Origin of the sequence: Flavobacterium sp. ENC (assembly GCF_020991415.1) — a bacterium.
Lineage (GTDB): Bacteria > Bacteroidota > Bacteroidia > Flavobacteriales > Flavobacteriaceae > Flavobacterium.
The window spans coordinates 254,242-275,256 of sequence record NZ_JAJMOY010000006.1 but is presented as its reverse complement, the minus strand read 5'-3'; the positions used below and the strand labels follow the sequence as shown (position 1 = coordinate 275,256).

General features: G+C 41.5%; 10 protein-coding genes. 6 read left to right on the top strand and 4 right to left on the bottom strand.

Features of this window, described 5'->3' with window-relative positions:
- The first annotated feature begins 138 nt into the window (after positions 1-138).
- Positions 139-3,060: a PQQ-dependent sugar dehydrogenase gene (locus LPB89_RS17145; RefSeq protein WP_230702911.1), complete on the top strand. Its 2,922-nt coding sequence runs from the start codon at positions 139-141 to the stop codon at positions 3,058-3,060.
- Between the two features lie 647 nt (positions 3,061-3,707).
- On the opposite strand, the gene LPB89_RS17140 is transcribed toward LPB89_RS17145, so the two are convergent.
- Positions 3,708-6,134 (bottom strand): TonB-dependent receptor, encoded by a 2,427-nt coding sequence (locus tag LPB89_RS17140; RefSeq protein WP_230702910.1) that lies wholly within the window; start codon positions 6,132-6,134, stop codon positions 3,708-3,710.
- Positions 6,135-6,492: 358 nt separating this feature from the next.
- Between LPB89_RS17140 and LPB89_RS17135 the strand changes: the two genes are divergently transcribed.
- The 5 genes from LPB89_RS17135 to LPB89_RS17115 all read left to right on the top strand — a co-directional run bounded on the left by LPB89_RS17135 (position 6,493) and on the right by LPB89_RS17115 (position 13,088).
- Positions 6,493-6,843 (top strand): hypothetical protein, encoded by a 351-nt coding sequence (locus LPB89_RS17135; RefSeq protein WP_230702909.1) that lies wholly within the window; start codon positions 6,493-6,495, stop codon positions 6,841-6,843.
- Positions 6,844-7,113: 270 nt separating this feature from the next.
- Positions 7,114-7,809, top strand: a complete 696-nt coding sequence (locus LPB89_RS17130) for an ABC transporter ATP-binding protein (RefSeq protein WP_230702908.1) — start codon at positions 7,114-7,116, stop codon at positions 7,807-7,809.
- 11 nt (positions 7,810-7,820) lie between these two features.
- The gene (locus LPB89_RS17125) at positions 7,821-10,274 is read left to right on the top strand and encodes a TonB-dependent siderophore receptor (protein WP_230702907.1); all 2,454 of its coding nucleotides are present in this window, start codon (positions 7,821-7,823) and stop codon (positions 10,272-10,274) included.
- Between the two features lie 5 nt (positions 10,275-10,279).
- Complete coding sequence (locus LPB89_RS17120; RefSeq protein ID WP_230702906.1) at positions 10,280-11,731, top strand: DUF3526 domain-containing protein; 1,452 nt, start codon at positions 10,280-10,282, stop codon at positions 11,729-11,731.
- 1 nt (position 11,732) lies between these two features.
- Positions 11,733-13,088 carry a DUF3526 domain-containing protein gene (locus LPB89_RS17115; protein ID WP_230702905.1) on the top strand — a complete coding sequence of 452 codons (1,356 nt, stop codon included), beginning with the start codon at positions 11,733-11,735 and terminating at the stop codon, positions 13,086-13,088.
- Between the two features lie 52 nt (positions 13,089-13,140).
- Here LPB89_RS17115 and LPB89_RS17110 read toward each other — a convergent pair whose 3' ends face one another.
- From LPB89_RS17110 to LPB89_RS17100, 3 genes are all read right to left on the bottom strand, one after another.
- On the bottom strand, positions 13,141-15,909 hold the full coding sequence (locus tag LPB89_RS17110; RefSeq protein ID WP_230702904.1) for an RICIN domain-containing protein: 2,769 nt from the start codon (positions 15,907-15,909) through the stop codon (positions 13,141-13,143).
- Positions 15,910-16,479: 570 nt separating this feature from the next.
- A complete protein-coding gene (locus LPB89_RS17105; protein WP_230702903.1) occupies positions 16,480-18,120 on the bottom strand; it encodes a glycosyl hydrolase family 18 protein in 1,641 nt (546 codons plus the stop codon).
- A 151-nt stretch (positions 18,121-18,271) separates the two neighbouring features.
- Positions 18,272-20,935 carry a beta-1,3-glucanase family protein gene (locus LPB89_RS17100; protein WP_230702902.1) on the bottom strand — a complete coding sequence of 888 codons (2,664 nt, stop codon included), beginning with the start codon at positions 20,933-20,935 and terminating at the stop codon, positions 18,272-18,274.
- Positions 20,936-21,015 lie beyond the last annotated feature (80 nt).

Below are 21,015 nucleotides of genomic sequence, written 5' to 3'. Positions count from 1 at the left end.
CTCATAACTCACAACTCATAACTCATAACTCACAACTCCTAACCCATAACTCCCAAAAAAATCTCATACCTAAATTAAGTTTAGTACGTAAAAAAATGTTAAATTTGACTACCCACATCACTAAACCTATCAACAATTATGAGAAAAAAATTATGTTTTAGCTTAGAAAATGTACGATTAAAGGCCACGTTCCTCTCTATTTTCTTTTTATTTATCTCCTGGCAGGGTAACTGTCAGTACATCACCGAAACCCTTGCTCCTACGGCAGTTATTAAGGAAGGGCTTTCTTTAGAACAAGCTTCGGACGGGCGGATTTTTATTGCGGAAAGAGCCGGTATCGTAAAAGTATTCCAGAATAATGCCGTCTCAACGGTTTTTACCGTAACCACGGTTACCGACAACGAACAAGGCTTACTGGGCCTTACCTTACATCCGGATTTTGCCACAAACGGTTACATCTATGTCTTCTATGCCATCAATGACGGAGCGGTGATCAGACACCGAATCGAACGTGTTCAGATCGATAATACCAATCAGGTGGTAGCCCGACAGGAAATTCTTTTGCTGGAACCTATTGGCGGCGGTTTTCACAATGGCGGGGATTTAAAATTCTTTAAAGGATTTCTGTATGTCACGGTTGGAGACAGCCAGCAAAATACCAATTCTCAGGATTTGGATACCTACAAAGGAAAAATATTACGCCTTACCGAAAACGGGCTTCCGGCTCCCGGAAATCCATTCTACGGAAGCGGTTCTGTACAAAGACAAAGTATCTGGGTGTATGGATTCCGAAATCCGTGGAGACTTGTTCCCAATGTAAAAGCCGATAAATTATTTGTGCTGGACGTTGGAACTTCGTGGGAAGAAATAAACGAAATCAGCAACCCGGCCATTCGCAATTATGCGTGGGGACATCCTCAGGGCGGTGACGGAAAACAAACGGAAACCAATTTATTTACCAACCCTATCTTTACTTATGCAACAGGAAGTATCGGAAATGCCCTGACCAATGGCCTGCTTTATAATCCGACAACGCCGCGTTATCCTAATCTGGAAGGGAAATTCATTATTAAAGATTATTTAAGAAATGCGATTCGTTCTTTCGATCCTACTATTGCAGATCCTGTTTCTACAGAGTTTTACAGTGCGCCACAGCAAATGGCATTGGGTATGTTTTTAGGAAACGACGGTTATATTTATTATTGTGCGTATGGAAACAACGGTTCTTTAATCCGACTGAATTATATTGAAACCGAAGCTCCAACCATAGTCAATCATCCGGTATCCAAATCGATAATGGAAACCTACCCTGTTACTTTTAATGTAACAGCCAGTGGTGTTGGATTAACCTATCAATGGCAGTTTAATACTGTTGATATTCCGGGCGCAACCGGGGCGAGTTATACGATTCCAAATGTTACCAATGCCAATGCAGGTGCTTATCGCGTTGTCGTAACCAATACAGCAGGCAATGTAACGAGTAATGCAGCTACGCTGACGGTTACGCCTTTTAGCAATGCACCGACGGTAACGCTGGTTTCTCCTTTACCAACCTTAAAATGGAACGCGGATGATATCATCAATTATGCGGCCACAGCAACCGATACAGAAGACGGAGAATTGCCGGCAAGTGCTTTCTCCTGGAGTATGGATTTATTTCATGAAGATATTCCCGGAGCAGGACATTCACATCCCGGAGCAAGTCCGCAAGGTGTAAAATCAGGTACTTTTGTGGCGTCTAATCAGGGTGAAAAAACACCAAATGTGTGGTACAGATTCACTGTTAAAGTAACAGACAGCAATGGCTTAACGGCTTCCACTTATGTCGATATTTACCCGAATCTTGTCGATGTTACCACCACCAGTTCCCCTGCATTATTAAATTTGGAATTCAATCAAAAACCTATTTTGGCACCGGCTACAAAAAAAGTGGTTGCCAATGCTAAATTACAAACGCTGAACGCTCCGACTCCGCAATATGTTGGAAACATACGATACGATTTTGATCACTGGAGCCAGGGCGGAACGGTCAATCAGAATTTTCAGGCACCGGCGACGGGAACGATTACCTATACGGCTTTTTATACGGCAACTACTTTAGGCAATGCCCCTTATCTGGGAACCATTGCCCAGATTCCGGGTACTATTGAGGCTGAAAATTATGATGTAGGCCCAACTGCGTTTCTGGATACCAATGGCGGCGGAGATACCCCGTACAGACCTGGAGATGGCGTAGGAACCGAGGCTTGCAGCGAAGGCGGTTTTAATATTGCGTATGTAGCCAAAAATGAATGGCTGAAATACACGGCAAAAGTAAATACAACCGGAAATTATGATATTAAATTACGAATTTCAACTCCCTATGCCAACAGAAAAGTACATCTGGAAGTAGATGGTACAGACGCAACCGGAGTTGTTACTATTCCCAATACAACCGGTTTCCAAAACTGGCAGACGGTAACAGTACCCAATATTCCCTTAACGCAGGGCGTGCACACCATTACTTTGTTTTTTGACGAAGCTGACATTAACATCAACAAACTTGAATTCACCTTATCGGCAAATGCGACTGCTCCGGTAGCCGATTTTGAAGTAAGCAGCTCTATGGGATGTTTGAATACGGCCGTTACCTTTACCTCTTTTTCAATCGGAACAGTAGACACGTACAACTGGAGTTTTGGAGAAGGTGCGACACCTGCAACTGCAACAGGAATTGGCCCTCACTCCGTAGTGTATGGTACAGAAGGGGACAAAACTGTTTCCTTAACCGTGACCAATACCGCCGGAAATAATAAAAAAGAAATTACTTATATGGTTCACAATTGCAATCTGGGCATTGACATCCCTACTGAGGAATCCAGAAAGATTGTGGTGTATCCGAATCCTTCGAAAGGAATCTTCCATTTGTCGAAAGAATTAGAATGGAGCGTTTATGCTGCCTCAGGAGCTAAAATAAAACAAGGTTCAGGAACTGTGATTAATATCTCTGATCAGGCCACCGGAATCTATTTCATTAAAAACAATGAAAGCAGTAAAGCGATATCCATAATGAAGCAATAAATAAGTTCAATTTAAAGCACAAAAAGAGGCATACGTTAGCGTATGCCTCTTTTTTGTTAAATAGATTCTGTTTTCGTAGAGCATTGATGATTAGCGTGTGTCATTCCGAGGAACGAGAAATCGCATCCAGTACTCGACAACAGTGTGTAATTAGCATGTGTGATTCCTCGTTCCTCGGAATGGCAAATACCTGGGGTTAGTGCGTTTTATTTCTTGCGTTTTAAACACCGCTTGTCATTCCGAGGAACGAGGAATCGCATCCAGTATTCGACAACAGCGTGCGTGATTAGCATGTGTGATTCCTCGTTCCTCGGAATGACAAATACCTGGGGTTAGTGCGTTTTATTTCTTGCGTTTTACACATTGCTTGTACATACTATTGTGTGAAAACGAAAATAAAAGTTCACTTTCACACGCTTTCTGTGTGAAAACCAAAATAAAAATTCATTTTCACACAACTTCTGTGGGAAAGTGAAAAATAAAATCAACTTTCACACACTTTCTGTGGGAAAACTAAAATCAACTTTCCCACAGCAATAAAAAAACCAGTCAGGAAAAACTGACTGGTTCACAGAACTTTTATTGTTAAACTGTCTGCCTGTTTCAGGAAGACGCAATAAATCAAAAGGCGTATAAAGAATATTTTTTTAGAATTTGTACGTTACTCCAACCCTGAAGTTTCTTGGCTGTTCGGTCTGCCAGTTATAGGTATTTACATTTCTTGAAGCGTAATAAGAGCCACTATATAAATATTTATCAAGAATATTAAACGCATTGGCGGTGAATTTCATTTTTCCGGTTTCATACGATAAACCTCCGTCCAGTTTGAAATATTCCGGAAGTTTCTCTAATCCTACCGCCCATGAATCCGTTTGTCTTCCTGCCAGATATGTTCCTCCTATAGAAGCTCCGAATCCTTTTAATTTGCCGGATACGACCGTATAATTTAACCACGCATTCGCAACATGTTTTGAAAATCCTGTCAGAGCACTTCCTTCAGCAATAGACATTAGATTAGATTCTGTTACAATTGCTTCCGTAAAGGCATAATTGGCGATCAGGTTCAGTCCGTCAAGAAGTTTGCCTCTTACGTCAAACTCAACACCCTGTGCTCTTTTTTCACCCAATACTACTTTCCAGATATCGTTTGGGCCGTTATCAGGATCTCCCGTAAGCTCGTTTTCCTTAATGATTCTGTAAGCTGAAACCGTAGTACTCCACGATCCGTCAAACCAGTCTTTCTTAATACCAAACTCCATATTATTACCCGTAAGCGGTTTGATAGCTTCTCCGCTTTTTATAATACCCGATTGCGGTGTAAAAGCCTGATCGTATAGTCCGTAAACAGAGGTGGTCGGCGTTATCGAATAACTAATTCCTACACGTGGTGTAATGTGACTATCTTCCTGAACGTCTCCCCAGCCTGACTGATTAATCCAGGTGTATCTTGCTGCAAGGGTCAATCTCAGTTTGTTCTCAAAAAAACCAAGCTCGTCCTGAATATAACCTGCTGCATATTCTGAAGTTATCCCTCCAAAAGACCTTTGTTTAAGCGGTGTACTGCGATCAAAATTAGGCAGACCGTTAGACGGAGTTCCATAGTCCGGATGAAAAACATCAAACGGTTTTTCGTAGGTATCTAAATCATGTGACTGATAAAAGTCAGCCTGATATTCTTTATTCCCCAAATCAACACCACCCAATACTTTGTGCGTCACTGATCCTGTTGTAAATTTTCCGTTCAGAAAAATTTGTCCCAGATACATATTGCTTTCGGCATCCCAGATCCCAACGTTACGAATCACCTGACCGTAACCAAGCTGTTCGTCAGCGATATCATCTTCATCCAGGTAAACAGGTCCCGGACCAACAGCTGTGGGCCATGAGCTGTACCCTTCCTGCAGGTATTTAAAATAAGAAGTTTGTGCCGTAAGTTTCCAGTTGTCATCAAACTTATGTTCAAAAGTGAAATATCCGCTGTGATCATTCATTTTCGTATCCGGTAATCCCGGTTGTGTCATCGTAAAATTTCTTGGCAGGGTTGCATATCCGCCGCCATCAGCACCAAAGACATAAAAAGACCCTACTTCAGACATATTCGCGTGCTGGTAATTGTATTCCAGCGTAATTTTAGTTTTATCATCGATCTGGTACGAAAGCACCGGAGCAATTACATAACGGTCATTATGTTCAAAAGGCCTGTGAGAACCTTTCTTTTGTACCGCCCCGTTGAATCGGTATAAAAATTTACCTTTTTTATCCAGTTTCCCGTCAAGGTCAATGCTCGCTCTGTAGAAATCATAGCTTCCTGCCATAACGGTAGCCTCTCCTTTTGTGATTCCGGTTGGTTTTTTGGTCACCACATTGTAAAGTCCGCTTGGATCTCCGTTCGAAAGCATAAATCCTGCCGGGCCTTTTACAAATTCAATATGGTCTACGAAACTCATATCTTCCGTAAGCGGGCCCCAGAAAGAAGAAACAACATTAAAACCATTACGGAACGCCTGAATCTGAGAACCACGCATGGTGATGTTGGTATACATATCGCCCCAGTGTTCCAGACGTACAGCTCCGCTCACATTACGGATCACTCCGTCACTCATGCTGATAATCTGCTGGTCTTTTAAAGTCTGACCGCTTACAATCTGAATGTTTTGGGGAATTTCAAGTACCGGAGTCTGAAGACGCAACGACAAAGAAGGTTTGTCCTGCTTGTATTTATTTTTTGTAATGACCACTTCATCCAGATCTTCCTGATTTTCGGCAAGGGAGAAGTTTTTAGTGGTCGTTTGTTTTGCTGTAACTACAATATTATCCTCAACGGGACGAATTCCTACTGCATGAATACTAATCGTATACGTAGCAGGTTTTACATTTTTTATCTCATATTGCCCTTTTTCATTCGTTACGACATTATGTTTTGTTCCTTTAAGGCTAACAGCAATATTTTCTGCCGGCGTGTTTCCGCTTAAAGTCACTTTTCCGGTTATTTTCCCCGTTTCCTGTCCCATCATATTTAAGGAGATCAGAAACAAAAAACTACACAGAACTTTTTTAATGGTTACTATATTCATTTTGGTATGGAGTTTAAATTCATCGCAAAAGTAAACTCAAATATCTTTTTATCCAAATTATTCTTAATCATTCTAAATAAAAATAATTATTTTATGTAAATCGCTGCTATTGAATTCGAAATCAAAAAAAATGCCTCACTTATTATCGTTATTGAACCAGAGCCCATAAAATAGTCACAATTCAAAAATAATGTTAAAAAAATTGGATTCCTTTTTTGCAAATTATGATGAAAAGAACACAAAAAAATTAAAGCAACTTTGCTGAAATTGCCGTTTAGATTTCTATATTTGCAACCAAGTTGCGTTAAATAAATTCCAGAAACGGACTCAAACAAGCTCAACTCCTTATAAATCACGAATGAAGAGAAAAGTAATTTTAATTAATCTTTTGATGTCTTTTACCGTATTGTTCGCAATGCTGTTTCAGACGCTGCATTCCTATGAGCATATTTACAAGCAACTTACTGAAAAACATTGCGATCATCATTACGCTGCGCATCAAAAGCAGATTACACACAGCCATACTGTAGAGAACAATTGTCCTGTCTGTCATTTTGCTTTTAGCACGTTTATCCCCAATCATTTTCAGCCTTTATCTCTTCATAAAACAAGCGTTGATAATCCGGTTACCTTTACTTTTACAAAAGCTGCTTCGACCTTTTTTAAAGGCAGTCTTTTTGCGCTCAGGGCTCCCCCTTCTTTAGTATAGTTTACTGCTTTTATTTTTTTTCAATATAAATATCTTTCGCCAATTTTTCCGGACGAAATTGAATTTTGCATGCCGTTTATGTGAACTTACGTTTCAGATAAAACATAAAACCTGTTTCTGTTTCGAACTGAAACACGTCCTGCATTTTCAAATTCATAGTAAACTAGCCCTTAGTTTTTTTTCGAATTAAAACTGACTGTTGTCTGAAGTGACAGCAGGAGTTCACTATTTCTGTTTTGTACAATCCAACAAATCCAAATCCATATCATTATGCTTACAGCTGAAAACCTGACCAAAAAATATGGCGATCACATCGCTTTGAATGCCCTGAACCTCACTATAAAAAAAGGAGAAATCTTCGCCCTTTTGGGACAAAACGGAGCAGGGAAAACGACTACCATCAATCTGTTTTTAGGCTTTATACCACCCAGCTGCGGAACGCTGGAAATCAACCATATATCTGTTACTGAAAATCCGCAGGAAACCAAAAAATACGTGGCTTATATCCCTGAAACCGTCATGTTATATCCGAATCTGACAGGACTTGAAAACCTGAAATTCTTTTCGGCACTCGCAGGATTCCGGTATTCGAATGGGGAACTGACTTATTTTCTAACCAAAGCAGGTTTACAAACCAAAGCACACGATCAGCATCTTGGCGGTTACTCCAAAGGAATGCGCCAGAAAGTCGGGATCGCGATCGCTATTGCAAAACAGGCAAAAGTCTTATTGCTGGACGAGCCTACCAGTGGCCTGGACCCCAAAGCGTCCAACGAATTCTCTCAAATCCTAAAAGAACTTTCGGCAGACGGAACAGCCATTTTAATGGCCACACACGATATTTTCAGGGCCAGGGAAGTCGCCACCCATATCGGCATCATGAAACAGGGAAATCTGGTCACGATTATCGAAGCGGCCAAAATTTCGGCAAATGAACTGGAAAACCTGTATTTACAAACCGTCTAAAAGAAAATAAAATGAAACATTTACTAGGCTTTTTATTTTCAATAATTGCCCTGCATGAGGCTTATTCCCAAACAATTTCCGGGAAAATCACAGATCGCAATACAAAAGAAGCTGTCAGTGGAGCCAGCATAAAACTGCTGAATTCGGGAAAAGAAACCACCACCAATGAGGACGGAAATTTTAGTCTTGAAGGCGACGGAATTCTTGAGATCAGTTTTCCGGGCTACAAAACGCAGCAAATAACTGCAACGAATGAATTCCTTACTGTCGCACTGGAAACTGCGCTGAACGAATTGCAAACGGTAGAAATTGTAGGCCGCTCTGTTAAAAAGTACAACAGTGATTATTCATTTGCGGCGACAAAAACAGCATCGCTCAATAAGGATATTCCACAATCTATATCGACCGTAACCAAAGAATTAATCGCCGACAAAGGTGCTTTTTATCTTGCTGATGCGGTAAAAATGGCCAGTGGTGTCATTCCGGCGAGTTATTACAATCAATACACCATTCGCGGCATCAGCCAGAATGAAGAAGGACAGATTATCAACGGAATGCGAACCCGCCAGTATTATTTCCTGCAGCCGCTGACGAGCAATATCGAACGTGTCGAAGTTATCAAAGGCCCTTCGAGTGCTACATTCTCTTCTGTTGATCCGGGCGGAAGCATCAATCTGGTGACCAAAAAGCCTTTGGCCACTGACCGAAAAGAAGTGAGCTTAAGCGTTGGAAGTTTCAGTACTTTAAGAGGGACGTTAGATTTTACAGGACCTCTAAACGAATCCAAAACACTTTTATACCGCGTCAACGGAGCGTATCAGGAGGCGAAATCCTTTCGGGATCTGGTGGGCAATAAATCGTTTTTAGTCTCGCCTTCCTTTACTTATATTCCGAATGAAAAGACAGCCATCAATACCGAATTAATACTGAGCAATATGACGGGAGTCCTGGATCGCGGTCAGCCAATTTTTGGCGCGGTTGCGGGTGTGACTAACCTGAATCAGACGCCGATTAGTTTAAATTTAGGTGCTTCAGGTGATTTTTTCAAATCAAAAGAAATGATCCTGACGACCAATTTTGCGCATAAGTTTAGCTCTAAAATTGGTTTTAATGCCGCTTACATGAAGCAAACCTGGACAGAAGACCTTCAGGAACACCGAACGACAAATGCTTTTGCGGTAGACATTAACAACAAACCCGTAACCAGCCTCGCCATGATGCAGTTTGTACAGCGTCAGCAATATTGGGATGTGGATAATCTTAGTACTTATTTCAACTTTGATTTTAAAACGGGAAAACTTCATCATAAATTACTGACCGGATACGATTTAAGCAGCTGGAATAAAAACAAAGGCAGTGCACAAAATGCGGCCAGAGGTTATTTGTTAAAGAACGGAACCGTAGCCAGCTCATTCGTTGCCGCCAATGCCGATCAATATCAGACTGTCACAATCAACGGCGTCGTTTTGCCCAAACCAAATGTCAGTTTTTTTGATTTGAACAATCCCTCGTATGCGATGAGAAGTCCGGAAGATTATATACTCAATGTGAGAACGGCATTGCCGTCGGCACTGACTACTACCAATGCGGTTTATATTCAGGATCAGGTAAAGTGGGAGAAATTTACCTTTTTGCTGGGTTTGAGAAACGAATGGTTTGAAGACATTACCAATTATGAAACCAACAACGAACTGACTGTTAAAAAAACAGCTTTACTGCCCCGCGTTGGTGTAACGTATGCGGTGAATACCGCCATTAATGTGTATACGACTTATCTTGAAGGGTATCAGCCACAATCGAATACGGTTACTTTAATGCCGCAAACCGGAAGTTTACCTGCCGGAAGTCAGTTTGATCCTTTGGAAAGCAATCTGAAAGAGTTCGGACTGAAAGCCACTTTTCTGGACAACACCATGAGTTTTAATGCTGCGGTTTATGAAATCAACCAGCGCAATATTTTAATGAATGCCAATGACCCTGTAAATCCTGACTTGTTAGTGACCAGAGGAGCGGAACGCAGCCGTGGTTTCGAATGTGACCTGGCGGGTTACCTGACGCCTGACTGGCAGATCAATGCTTCTTACAGTTATATTGATGCGAAAATTACCAATGACCGTGATCTTTCGCTGATTGGTGCCAGAAAACAGAATACGCCAAAAAACAGCGCCAATTTATGGACCCGTTACAACTTTGCTGCCGATTCTGCCCTGAGAGATCTGGGTATCGGTTTTGGAATGCAGTACCAAAGCAGTAAGATTCCGTGGTTTACAAGGGATTTCACACTTCCTGATTTTACCATTTTTGATGCTGCCTTGTATTATAAACCTAACATCAGTAACCTGCAAATTGCGCTGAATGCCGGCAATTTACTGAATAAAACCTATTGGCTGGGCGCACAGAATTATCTGAGGTTATTTCCCGGTGCACCCCGAAATTGCAGCCTTACCGTAACTTATAAATTTTAAGCTGTATGAAGTTCTTTCACATCGAAATTTTAATAGCCCGACATTTGAAAAAATCCGTTTTTCAGAATAAGGCCGTATTTATCATTACCCTTTTTATTGGTGTTTTATTGCTGTACGCCGCTTTTTCAGGCTGGGAAAATTATGCCGGCCAAAATGAAACCAGCGAAAAATACCAGCACGATTCCAGAAAAGACTGGCTCAATAATCCCGATAAAAATCCGCACCGCATGGCGCATTACGGGAACTTTGCATTTCGAAAAAGTACTTCGCTGAGTGTTTTTGAATTTGGAATGGAACCTTTTTTCGGAAACGCCATCTTCCTCGAAGCCCATAAACAAAACACCGCCAATTTTTCTGAGGCCGGGTTTTCCAATAGTATGCTTCGCTTTGGGGAAATAAGTATTGCCATGGTGCTGCAGATTTTATTGCCCTTATTGATTTTCTTCTTAGGTTTTAATTCGGTCGCAGCCGAAAGGGAAAACGGAATCTTAAAACTGCTTTTAAGTCAGGGAATCACCTGGAAACAACTGCTTACAGGCAAAATATTGGGAGTCGCTTCTGTCCTGATGCTGCTTTTCGTTCCGACAATTGTGGTTTTAGTTTTCATTTGGCTGCTATTGCAGGGCTTCACGATCTCACCTGATGAGACGCTGAAAATGTTCTTGTTCGTTCTGTTTCATTTTGTTTACTTACTATTCTTCTGCGTCATTGCCGTTTTGGTTTCCGCTGCCAGTGCAACTTCCAAAAAAGCGTTGATTTCGCTGATCGGAATCTGGCTGGTCTGTACCATCATTTTACCAAGAACCACTCAGGCCATGGGTGCTTATTTGTATAAAGCACCTTCGAAAATACAATTCAACAGTGACATTGAAAAAGATATTCTCAAACAGGGAGACAGCCATAATCCGAATGACCTGCATTATAAAGCGATTAAAGATTCTTTGCTTAGGGCACACAAAGTCGATTCTGTGCAGCAGCTTCCGTTCAACTATTCCGGTTTCATTATGACGGAAGGCGAAAAAATCAGTTCGCGTATTTATAATAAACATCTGGAGGAACTTTTGAAAATGTATGAAAAACAGAACCGTTTTTCGAAAGCAGTCTCTTTTATCAATCCGTATATCGCTATGAAAAACCTCTCGATGGGGTTATCAAATACCGATTATGATTCGTATATCGATTTTCAGAAGCAAGCCGAAGCTTATCGCTACAACATGGCTCAGAAAATGAACGGTCTGCAAATCAAATACATTAGCAATAAGAAATCCGGCCCTACAGGCAAACCGCTTACCATCGATAAAGGACACTGGGCAGACATTGCCGAATTCCATTATGAACCCAAAGGCATCCGGGCTGTTCTGAAAAACGAAATCAGTGCTGTTATTTCACTTATTCTCTGGATAATCCTGTTGTTTTTTTTATTGCGAATCGCAGCTAAAAATCTAAAAGCCATCTAATATGTTAGTACTACTTTTTAAAAATTTCATACGTTCGAAAGGAACAAAAATTGGGTTACTATTCCTTATGTTTATCGGATTCGTGAGTCTTCTGATTGGCAAACAATTTCAGGAAAAACAAAACGATGCGATAAACGAAGCAGCCGTTTATCAGCAGGAACATATTGCGCGGAATGCGGCTTTTCATAAAGATGAAATGGGTCTGCTGCTCTACTATATCAAATTCTCGCTCGTCAATAAAACGATTCCTGTGAACAGCCTGGCGATTGGCCAGCGCGATGTAAATCCGTCGGTTCAGAGTGTAACCATTCGCGGTCTGGAAGCACAGCAATACGATGCAGAACTCAATAATCCGAATAATTTACTATCCGGAAATATCGATTTTAGTTTTGTGCTGGTGTATCTTTTTCCCCTTTTAATTATCGCTTTTACGTACAATATCATTTCAGAGGAAAAAGAAAGCGGCACCTGGAAAATCGTGGCCACCCAAAGTCAGAATACTTTTTTATACATTCTGAAATTGTTTTATATCCGGATTTTAAGTGTAATCGCCCTTCTCACCATTGTACTTTTTGCAGCCGTTTTATTCTTGAATATTCCGATCGACAAATCATTTTTGGTGTTTTGTGGCGTGGGAATTTTGTACCTCCTGTTTTGGTTCGCCGTTTGTTTTTATATCGTTTCATTGCAAAAGAATTCTAATTTTAATGCCGTAATGCTCTTGACGATCTGGCTGTTCCTGATTATCGTTTTACCAGCGACGATCAATACATACATCGTCAGCCAATATCCGGTTCCCGAAGCTTTGGAACTGACACTGAAACAAAGAAATGCTTACCACGAAAAATGGGACATGGATAAAAAGATAACGATGGACAAATTCTACAATCATTATCCACAATTTAAGAGCTATCCTTTACCGGAAGCTGAATTCAGCTGGCTGTGGTACTACGCGATGCAACAGGCAGGTGATGATGATTCGGCAGTACAATCAAAAGAGCTGCAGGCAAAACTGGCGCAACGAAATGAAACCGGTGCTTTTATAGCGCTGTTTATTCCGACGTTGCACACCCAGCTGCAGCTGAATGAAATTGCAAAATCGGATTTGGAAAACCAGCTTTTGTTTCTCAGGGCAACGAGACAATTTCATGAAAAACTGCGCTTGTATTTTTATCCAAAAATATTCGATAATGAAGCGGTAAGTCAGCAAAAATGGGATCAGTTTAAGGTGGAAACTTTTGAAGATACGTCAGCCATACAACTTTCGAAAGCATTTTTACCCCTGCTCTTTTTCAACTTACTATTTATTGTTTTGGGATGGAGTAATTTTAGAAACAATAAACTACAAACCTTTTAAGAAAACAAAAAAAAGGCTGCCATTTACGGCAGCCTTTCTGTTTCTGAAAAACTTATTTCTTTATAAAACGTTTCACCGTTCTTTTGCCGTCCTGATCGAGAACAATCAGATAAATTCCGGTTTTCAGGCCCGAAACGTTCAGGCTGTTGTCACTGCTTTTTTGTACAGCCACCAGACTTCCCGTTTGGGAATCGATAACACTAATATTCCCTCCCGTTACAGCGGTTGTAAAAAACAATACATCTGTAGCCGGATTTGGATATACATTCAGGGCAACTGTTTCAGGGGCTTCCGCAACAATTGCCGAAGCCGGAGCTCCCGCACCGATTTTTGTAATTCGGATCCAGTTGATGTTCATACCCGTATTCTGAATGTAAATACCAAAATTATACGTTCCTGCATTTACATTAACGTTTTGAGTTACTGTTTGCCAGTTCTGCCAGCCTCCGGTATTGGGTACATCTACATTCCCTAATAGAATCGTTCCGCCATTCAGGTCAGAAGATAATTTACCTCCTGTTACCCCGCTGGCGACTCTGTATTCTATTAAATAAGAGCCTGTAGTTGGAAAATTGATATTATTGTAGGCAACCCAGTCCCCTGTTTCGGTATAGCCCACATTGGAGCCTCCTCCGGCATCTGTCGTGGCTTCTACCTGAATTCCGCTCATAGCCGAATAATCCTCGGCCTGAATCAATGTTGTTGTTTGTGCCGTTGTCGTTGTAATCAGTTTCCATTGTCCGCACGTCTGGTTGTTATTGTCCCATTGCTGTACGTTGGCACCATTGGCTGTACTTGCATTGGTAACCTCAACGATTCTTCCGCTGTGACGGGCTACAATCTTATAAAATCCATCACCTGTCGCCACCAGAATAAATTGCTGGTTGGTTGTTCCGTTGTACGGATACTGCTCAACATTGGCACCGTTCGCTGTATTGAAACCATTTACATCTAACGACTGCCCGCTGTGATTGGCGATGATTTTGTACAATCCGTCACCCAGATGCGTAAACGTAAACTTCTGGTTGTTCCCTGTATTGACAGTTCCCTGGGCTACATTGGCTCCATTCGACAAACTGGCACCCCAAACATCCATGTTTAAACCACTGTTTCTGTTTTGCAGAAAGAAGGTCTGATTGCCTAAAGAAGTTGTTCCGTTGGCCAGAATTCGAATGGAAGTCACTTTGTCATTCCAGGTGGTATTCAGACAGGAATTATCCGAATTGATTACCGTTGAAGCTCCTGTGAAATTATCATCCTGATACAAAATAGCCTGAAATCCTTGTGTAATTCTAAGCGAAGAAATATCATCATTCAAAACGCCCAAAGAATTCAGACGCGCCATATTGTAATCGCCAATGGTTAATCCGCCTGAAAATCCGGTATAATTACAATCTTTATACACCGTAATCACATCTGTTGAAGAAGCGATATTTCCGCCGGGAGGAATTGTTCCGGTAATCGAATAACTACCAATCGAACCATAAGCCGAATAGCCGCCATAGCCTGCATTTCCTGCTCCGCTTCCATCAACACCAATAAAGTATTTACCGGCCGGGAGGTTTACATTCAGGGACGCATTTAAAGCAAAAGGATCTGAATTCCAATAGGTCCCCATCTCTGCTCCGGCTGCATTATAGAGTCGGATCAAAAGATGTAAATTTCCGTCTCTTCCGACTGTGTTGGCATTAATTGAAACATTTCCGCCACCGGTCGTAAACGTAAAGAAGTCATAATCGGCTTCACTTGAAATTATTCCGTTTTTTTGGTTAATGGCACCGCTTCCGTTGTAATCTAGATTTGCTGCGGAAGCCGTCGTATTTCCATAATCATCACCGCGGTATCCGACACCAAATTTGGCACCGGCAATAGTTGCGACATCATCCTGAGTATTGTTAGCATAATTGTACTCTCCTTTGCTCCATTGTACCACAGGCCTGTAATAGCCTGCCCCCATAATCGGAGCCCAGGAAGTACCGTCGATTCCAAGGAAATAGCCTTCTGACGGATTGGTACGTCCATCATGACCAAGGTCGAACGTATGACCAACTTCATGCGCTGAGGCATCTCCACCAGATTTACCCGAGGTAATAAATACCCAGCAAGGTACATCATTGTCCCAGTTAAAGGATCCAATATAAGCAACGCCTCCCGCCCCCGGGGCCGCAGTATTGGTTGGAGTTACCACCACGCGCATTCTTCTGTTTCTTGGGTAGGAATTAAAAACCGCCTCGCTTGTAGTTACATTGACGCTGAAGGGTCTGTAATCTTCTGAAACGACTTCCCAATGCTGCTGTACATCTGCATCGCTCATGCCCGATGGTGCTGCATTGATAGCGTTTCCGTTGTTCCAAAGATTTCCGGCCGGCATGTTGTAACCGTCAAAATCCAGCATGACACAGCCTGCTGCACCCGGTAAACTTTGTAAATTCAGCAAAGCGGGTGCAATTGCGGCCGCAGCTGCTTTACTTGTTTTTTTATTGGTGTTCTCAGGAACATTTCGGTAGTCGATACAAATCAGTTTATTAATATCCACTTTTTCGACATATGCATTTCCCTGAGCATCCGAATAGTATTTATAGGCTTCTTTGGACTTTTTGAAAATGATATGCCCTTCCAGCGATTTGTCCATCACCTTCAGGTAGAAAGAAGATTCTGCTACATTTTTAATTTCTCCGATCAAAAACTCACTGGAAGATTTTGACTCTTTGAAATTAATTTTTCCATTGAAGCTTTTGGAATTGGAAACCTGAAGTAAAACTGTTTTTTCGGTACTTTTTGAAGCAGCGGAATTTACCAGTTCTTTTTTTAGATTATTCATAAATGTTTTACTCGAACCTAAAGAGGTCTGCGCAATGGCAAAACTGCTAAATGCTATAAACACGAGAAAACTGAACCGAAATCTGTACTTGTTTTTCATATGATATTTGAGGTATGGGGTTACTGTTAATATGTTGCGTGTTTTTTGAAACACGTAGAAACATAGGGTTCTGAAAAAATGTTTTAAATATTTTTCTCACGCAGATTGGGCAGATTAAGCAGATTTCGTGCTTGTTTTTGTCATCCTGGCGGAGGAAGGATCACTGGAAACTCCTCCAAAAAATGGGCAAACTTTGTCGAAATGACAAATCAGAGTCAATCACAATAATAAAAATCTGATCCATCTGCCAAATCTGCGAGAAAAAAAACTTTTAATCTTATCCTATAGCTATCTGAATTACCTGCTTCGCGGTTAAAAAATAGTAACCGCAAAGCACGCTAAGGTTTTATCTGTGCAATGCTAGAAAACGCAGTGTTCGCAAGGCTTTGTGTCTGCCAATACTACAATACTTAGCGAACATTGCGTTAAACCTTTGCGAACCTTGCGGTTAAACTGCTTTGCGGTTAAAAACTATTTCTTAATAAAACGTCTTACGGTTTTGATGCCGTCTTTTTCTACTAAAATCAGATAGATTCCGCTTTTTAAACCCGCCACATCAACACTGCTGTTAGTGGCTTTTTGTTGTGAAACCGTAGCACCTCCCTGAGAATCTATAATACTCACGTTGGCTCCGGAAACATCTGTACTGAAGAAAAGCGTTTCTGCTGTCGGATTCGGATACACATTAAGCCCCGCAATATCGGTTGATTTTGCATTTTCTGATGAAACTGTTTTTGCGGCCAACGATGCGCCTGATTTTGTGATTCGGAACCAGTTCAGATTCACACCTGAACTTTGAATGTATATTCCGAAGTTGTATGTTCCGGCATTGACATTAACCGTTTGAGTAATGGTCTGCCAATTTTGCCAGCCTCCGGTATTCGGTACATTTACAGCACCCAACTGAATGGTTCCAGCACTTAAATCAGAAGAAATTCTGGCTCCCGAAACAGCGCTTGCCACTCTGTACTCAATTACATAAGCACCCGATGTTGGAAAATTAACATTAAAATATGCCATCCAGTCGCCAGTATCAGCATATCCCACATTTAGACCTCCGCCCGTATCGGTAGTCGCTTCTGTCTGAACACCGCTCATTGAAGAGTAACTCTCTGCCTGAATTAAAGTCCCGCCTCCTACTGGTGGCTGGCTTCCTGTAATTACCTGATTTACGGCTGTTAATAATGATTTTGAACCCACAGCATCCTGTGACAATTCCCAAATCATAACACCGCCGGCATTTTGAATCGCGAATGTGGTTTTGGCTTTAATCGTTGGGATTCCGTTGTAATAAATAGTATTTCCTACCTGATCCTGATTTTCTGAACCGGGATATTGGGCTATGATATTTGCATACGAAATTCCCTGATTGGCTGAAGCCCCAAAACCGTATCCGTAAAACGGAAGACCGATGATGGCTTTACTTGCCGGTAAGCCTCTGCCTGTCCAGTAATTAAACTGGTTGACTGCCATACTGTACGGAGAATGCTGTCCCGGACTGTTTGGTGCCCAAGGACCTGTTGCATCATACGCCATGATGTTGATCCAGTCGTAAGCGGCAAAAGTAGATGCAGGTACATTGGCACCACCATATCCTTCTGAAAGCGCGGCTGAAATCAGTTTACCATTCGCATGTAATTTGGCTGCCAGAGCGATTACGAAACCTCCGTAATCCCCATTGATCGCCGGACCTTCCAAATCTACGTCGACACCATCAAAGTTATGGGCGACCACATAGTCGTAAATTTTCTGAATGAATGCCGTCCTGTTTCCGGGTGTGATCAGATTGAAATAATTGTCACGAATAGCACCGCCTTCAGAAACGGAACCTCCGCCCAGCGAAACAAAAACTTTTACGTTTTGCGAATGTGCGGCATTAATAATCGTGTTGCTTCCGGAATTGAAAGTCAGATAGCCGTTGGCATCGGGATTTTCGAACGCAATATTGATATGCGTTAATTTACTGTACTGGACACTACCTGAAAAGGAATTCAGATCAATCCAGTTTGGGATGTAAGCAATAACTTTTTTTTGGGCCATTGACAGGTTAACAACACCCAGAACGAAAATCAGGATCCATTTCAGCTGGATCGCTTTGTAATTGTTTTTCATAATAATTTTTTAATAGATTAATATTTATAAATTTTGGGGGAGAATTTAAAAAACCTCAAAGGATCGATTTTAGATTTTAGATTTCAGATTTTAGATTGATTTGAAATTTTTGAATTTGAAATTTACCCTTCGAGGCTTTAATCATTTAAAACTATTTTTTAATAAAACGTTTCACCGTTTTCTGGCCGTCTTTTTCTAATACAATCAGATAAACCCCGGCTCTTAAATGTGAAACATCTACACTGTTATTGTTTACTTTTTGTCCGGAAACTACTGCTCCTGTCTGAGAGTCCACAATACTTACATTTCCTGAAACTTCTGCAGTAAAGAAAAGTGTCGTATCTGCCGGACTCGGATAAACGTTTAAGGCAACAGGAGCTACTTTTTCTTCCACTGTTTTTACCTCCGCTATTTTTGCTGCGGCACCTGTTTTTGTGATTTTAATCCAGTTGATGTTCATTCCTGTATTTTGGATGTAGATCCCAAAATTATACGTTCCCGCATTTACGTTTACCGTTTGCGAAACTGTCTGCCAGTTTTGCCAGCCTCCGGTATTTGGGATATCTACATTCCCAAGAACAATAGTTCCGCCATTCAGGTCAGAAGATAATTTACCTCCCGTTACTCCGCTGGCTACTCTGTATTCGATCAGGTAAGAACCTGTAGTTGGGAAATTAATGCTGTTATACGCTAACCAGTCACCTGTTTCCGTATAACCCACATTCGAACCGCCTCCGGTATCTGTTGTTGCTTCCACCTGAATGCCGTTCATAGCCGAATAATCTTCTGCCTGAATTAAAACGGAAGTCTGAGAAGTCGTAGCCGGAATCAGTTTCCATTGTCCGCACGTCTGGTTGTTGTTATCCCATTGCTGTACGTTGGCACCATTTGCCGTGCTGGCATTGGTAACCTCAACAATTCTTCCACTGTGACGCGCTACAATTTTATAAAATCCATCACCAGTTGACACTAAAACAAATTGCTGGTTGGTGGTTGCATTGTATGGATATTGCTCCACATTTGCTCCATTTGCCTTATTGAAGTTATTTACATCTAACGATTGTCCGCTGTGGTTTGCAATGATCTTATACAAACCATCTCCCAAATGCGTAAACGTAAATTTCTGGTTGTTTGCTGAATTTGGAGTTCCCTGTGCCACATTGGCTCCGTTTGCTAAACTGGCAGTCCAGACATCCATATTCAAACCGCTGTTTCTGTTTTGTAAAAAGAAAGTTTGGTTTCCTAAAGTGGTCGTTCCGTTGGCCAGAATTCTGATCGACGTTACTTTGTCATTCCAGGTAGTATTCAGACAGGCATTATCCGAATTGATTACCGTTGAAGCGCCGCCAAAGTTATCGTCCTGATATAAAATCGCCTGAAAACCTTGTGTAATTTTAAGGGAAGAAATGGCGTCATCCTCAATACCTAATGTTTTTAATCGGGCCAAATTATAATCTCCAATCGTTAATCCTCCGGAAAATCCGGTGTAATTACAATCTTTATAAGCCGTAATCACATCTGTAGTAGCGGGAACTGAAGGAACCGTTCCGGCATACCCTCCAAAAGTGGCAATTACTTTGGTCGGTTGTGGCGAATGAAGTGATGGCGACTGATCGGCCACATCATCATAAGCAAATCCGTACGCCAGATTGTCTACGCTAATGCCCGGCAAATGCCAGAATTTAGAATAATGATTCGTTGGATTCACCTGATAAAATTTGGAGGCATCGTACCAGTTTTGCTGTCCCGGATTTGCAGTTGTCGTATTGACAACATGTCTGTTAATTGCCGCTGTAAGTTGCGCCTGAATCACAAGATCCAGATCTCCGTCAACCAGTCTTCGGTCCAGAACACCTTTTCCTTCCAGGGCTTCCTGAGTCGAAGGTCGGTTTTGCACGCGACCTGTGCGGCCCACAAATCCTCCGGATTGTCCCACCATTTCCAGTTGTTCACCAATGACTCTTCCTTTGAAAACTCCGGCATCTCCGGCAAAAAATATTAAATCTTCATTTTTATATTTGTTCCAGATGGCATCGATATACGATTTTAGATAATTGGCCTGAGGTCCTACAGAAGTTCCTCCTGTTCCGTCAGCGAAAGCAGGTGTTTTGGAAGGTGCTGTAATCTCTCCGGTTGTATTGTTTACGCAGCCCTGAAACTCTGCCGGTACATTGGCTTTAAAAGCCGCAACGATATCAGCATGTTTTTTTAATTCGCCCACACGTTTTTGGTATCCGTTTGCACCGAATAATTCCAGTCCCATTGGATATTTATACGAATCGACTCTCGAAGGATTTCCAAAGAAACCATACTGGTTATTGGTCAGTTCGATGATTTCATATAAAATTCCCTGATTCGGATCTGTTGCATTTAAAGGGTTTGGCGAAGTATATCCCGATGGCGCACCACTTGCACCAAAGAAGTAAAAATACAACTGCTGTCCTTTCGCAATAAAAACCCTGCAGCCTGCAATCTGCGGCAAAGTGAAAGTCTTATTTGGAATTTCACTCAGTTTGGTAAAGCAGTTGGCGTATTTGGAGTTTTGGCCCGGTCCGGTGTTTCCGCCAATGGTTGGCCCGGTCACCGTATTGTAAGAAGCACTCATTGGTAAAACCTGACTGGTCTTGGCATTTACCCAAACGTGATTTCCGGTGTTATAATCAATACCAACGATGGCTACATATAACTCGCTGTCATTAAAAGTTGACGTATTACTGATGGTAAAGGGAATAGGGCCCTGACCATGCATCCAATTTGAAAACACTAAAAATAGTGTCATCAGAAAAGAAACTCTTTTAAGTTTAATTATTCTCATATGTAAAGTTTTATGGGGTTACTAAATAAAAATTTAAACGTGCAATCACTTTACTTCAAAAATGATTGTATTAACCCGCC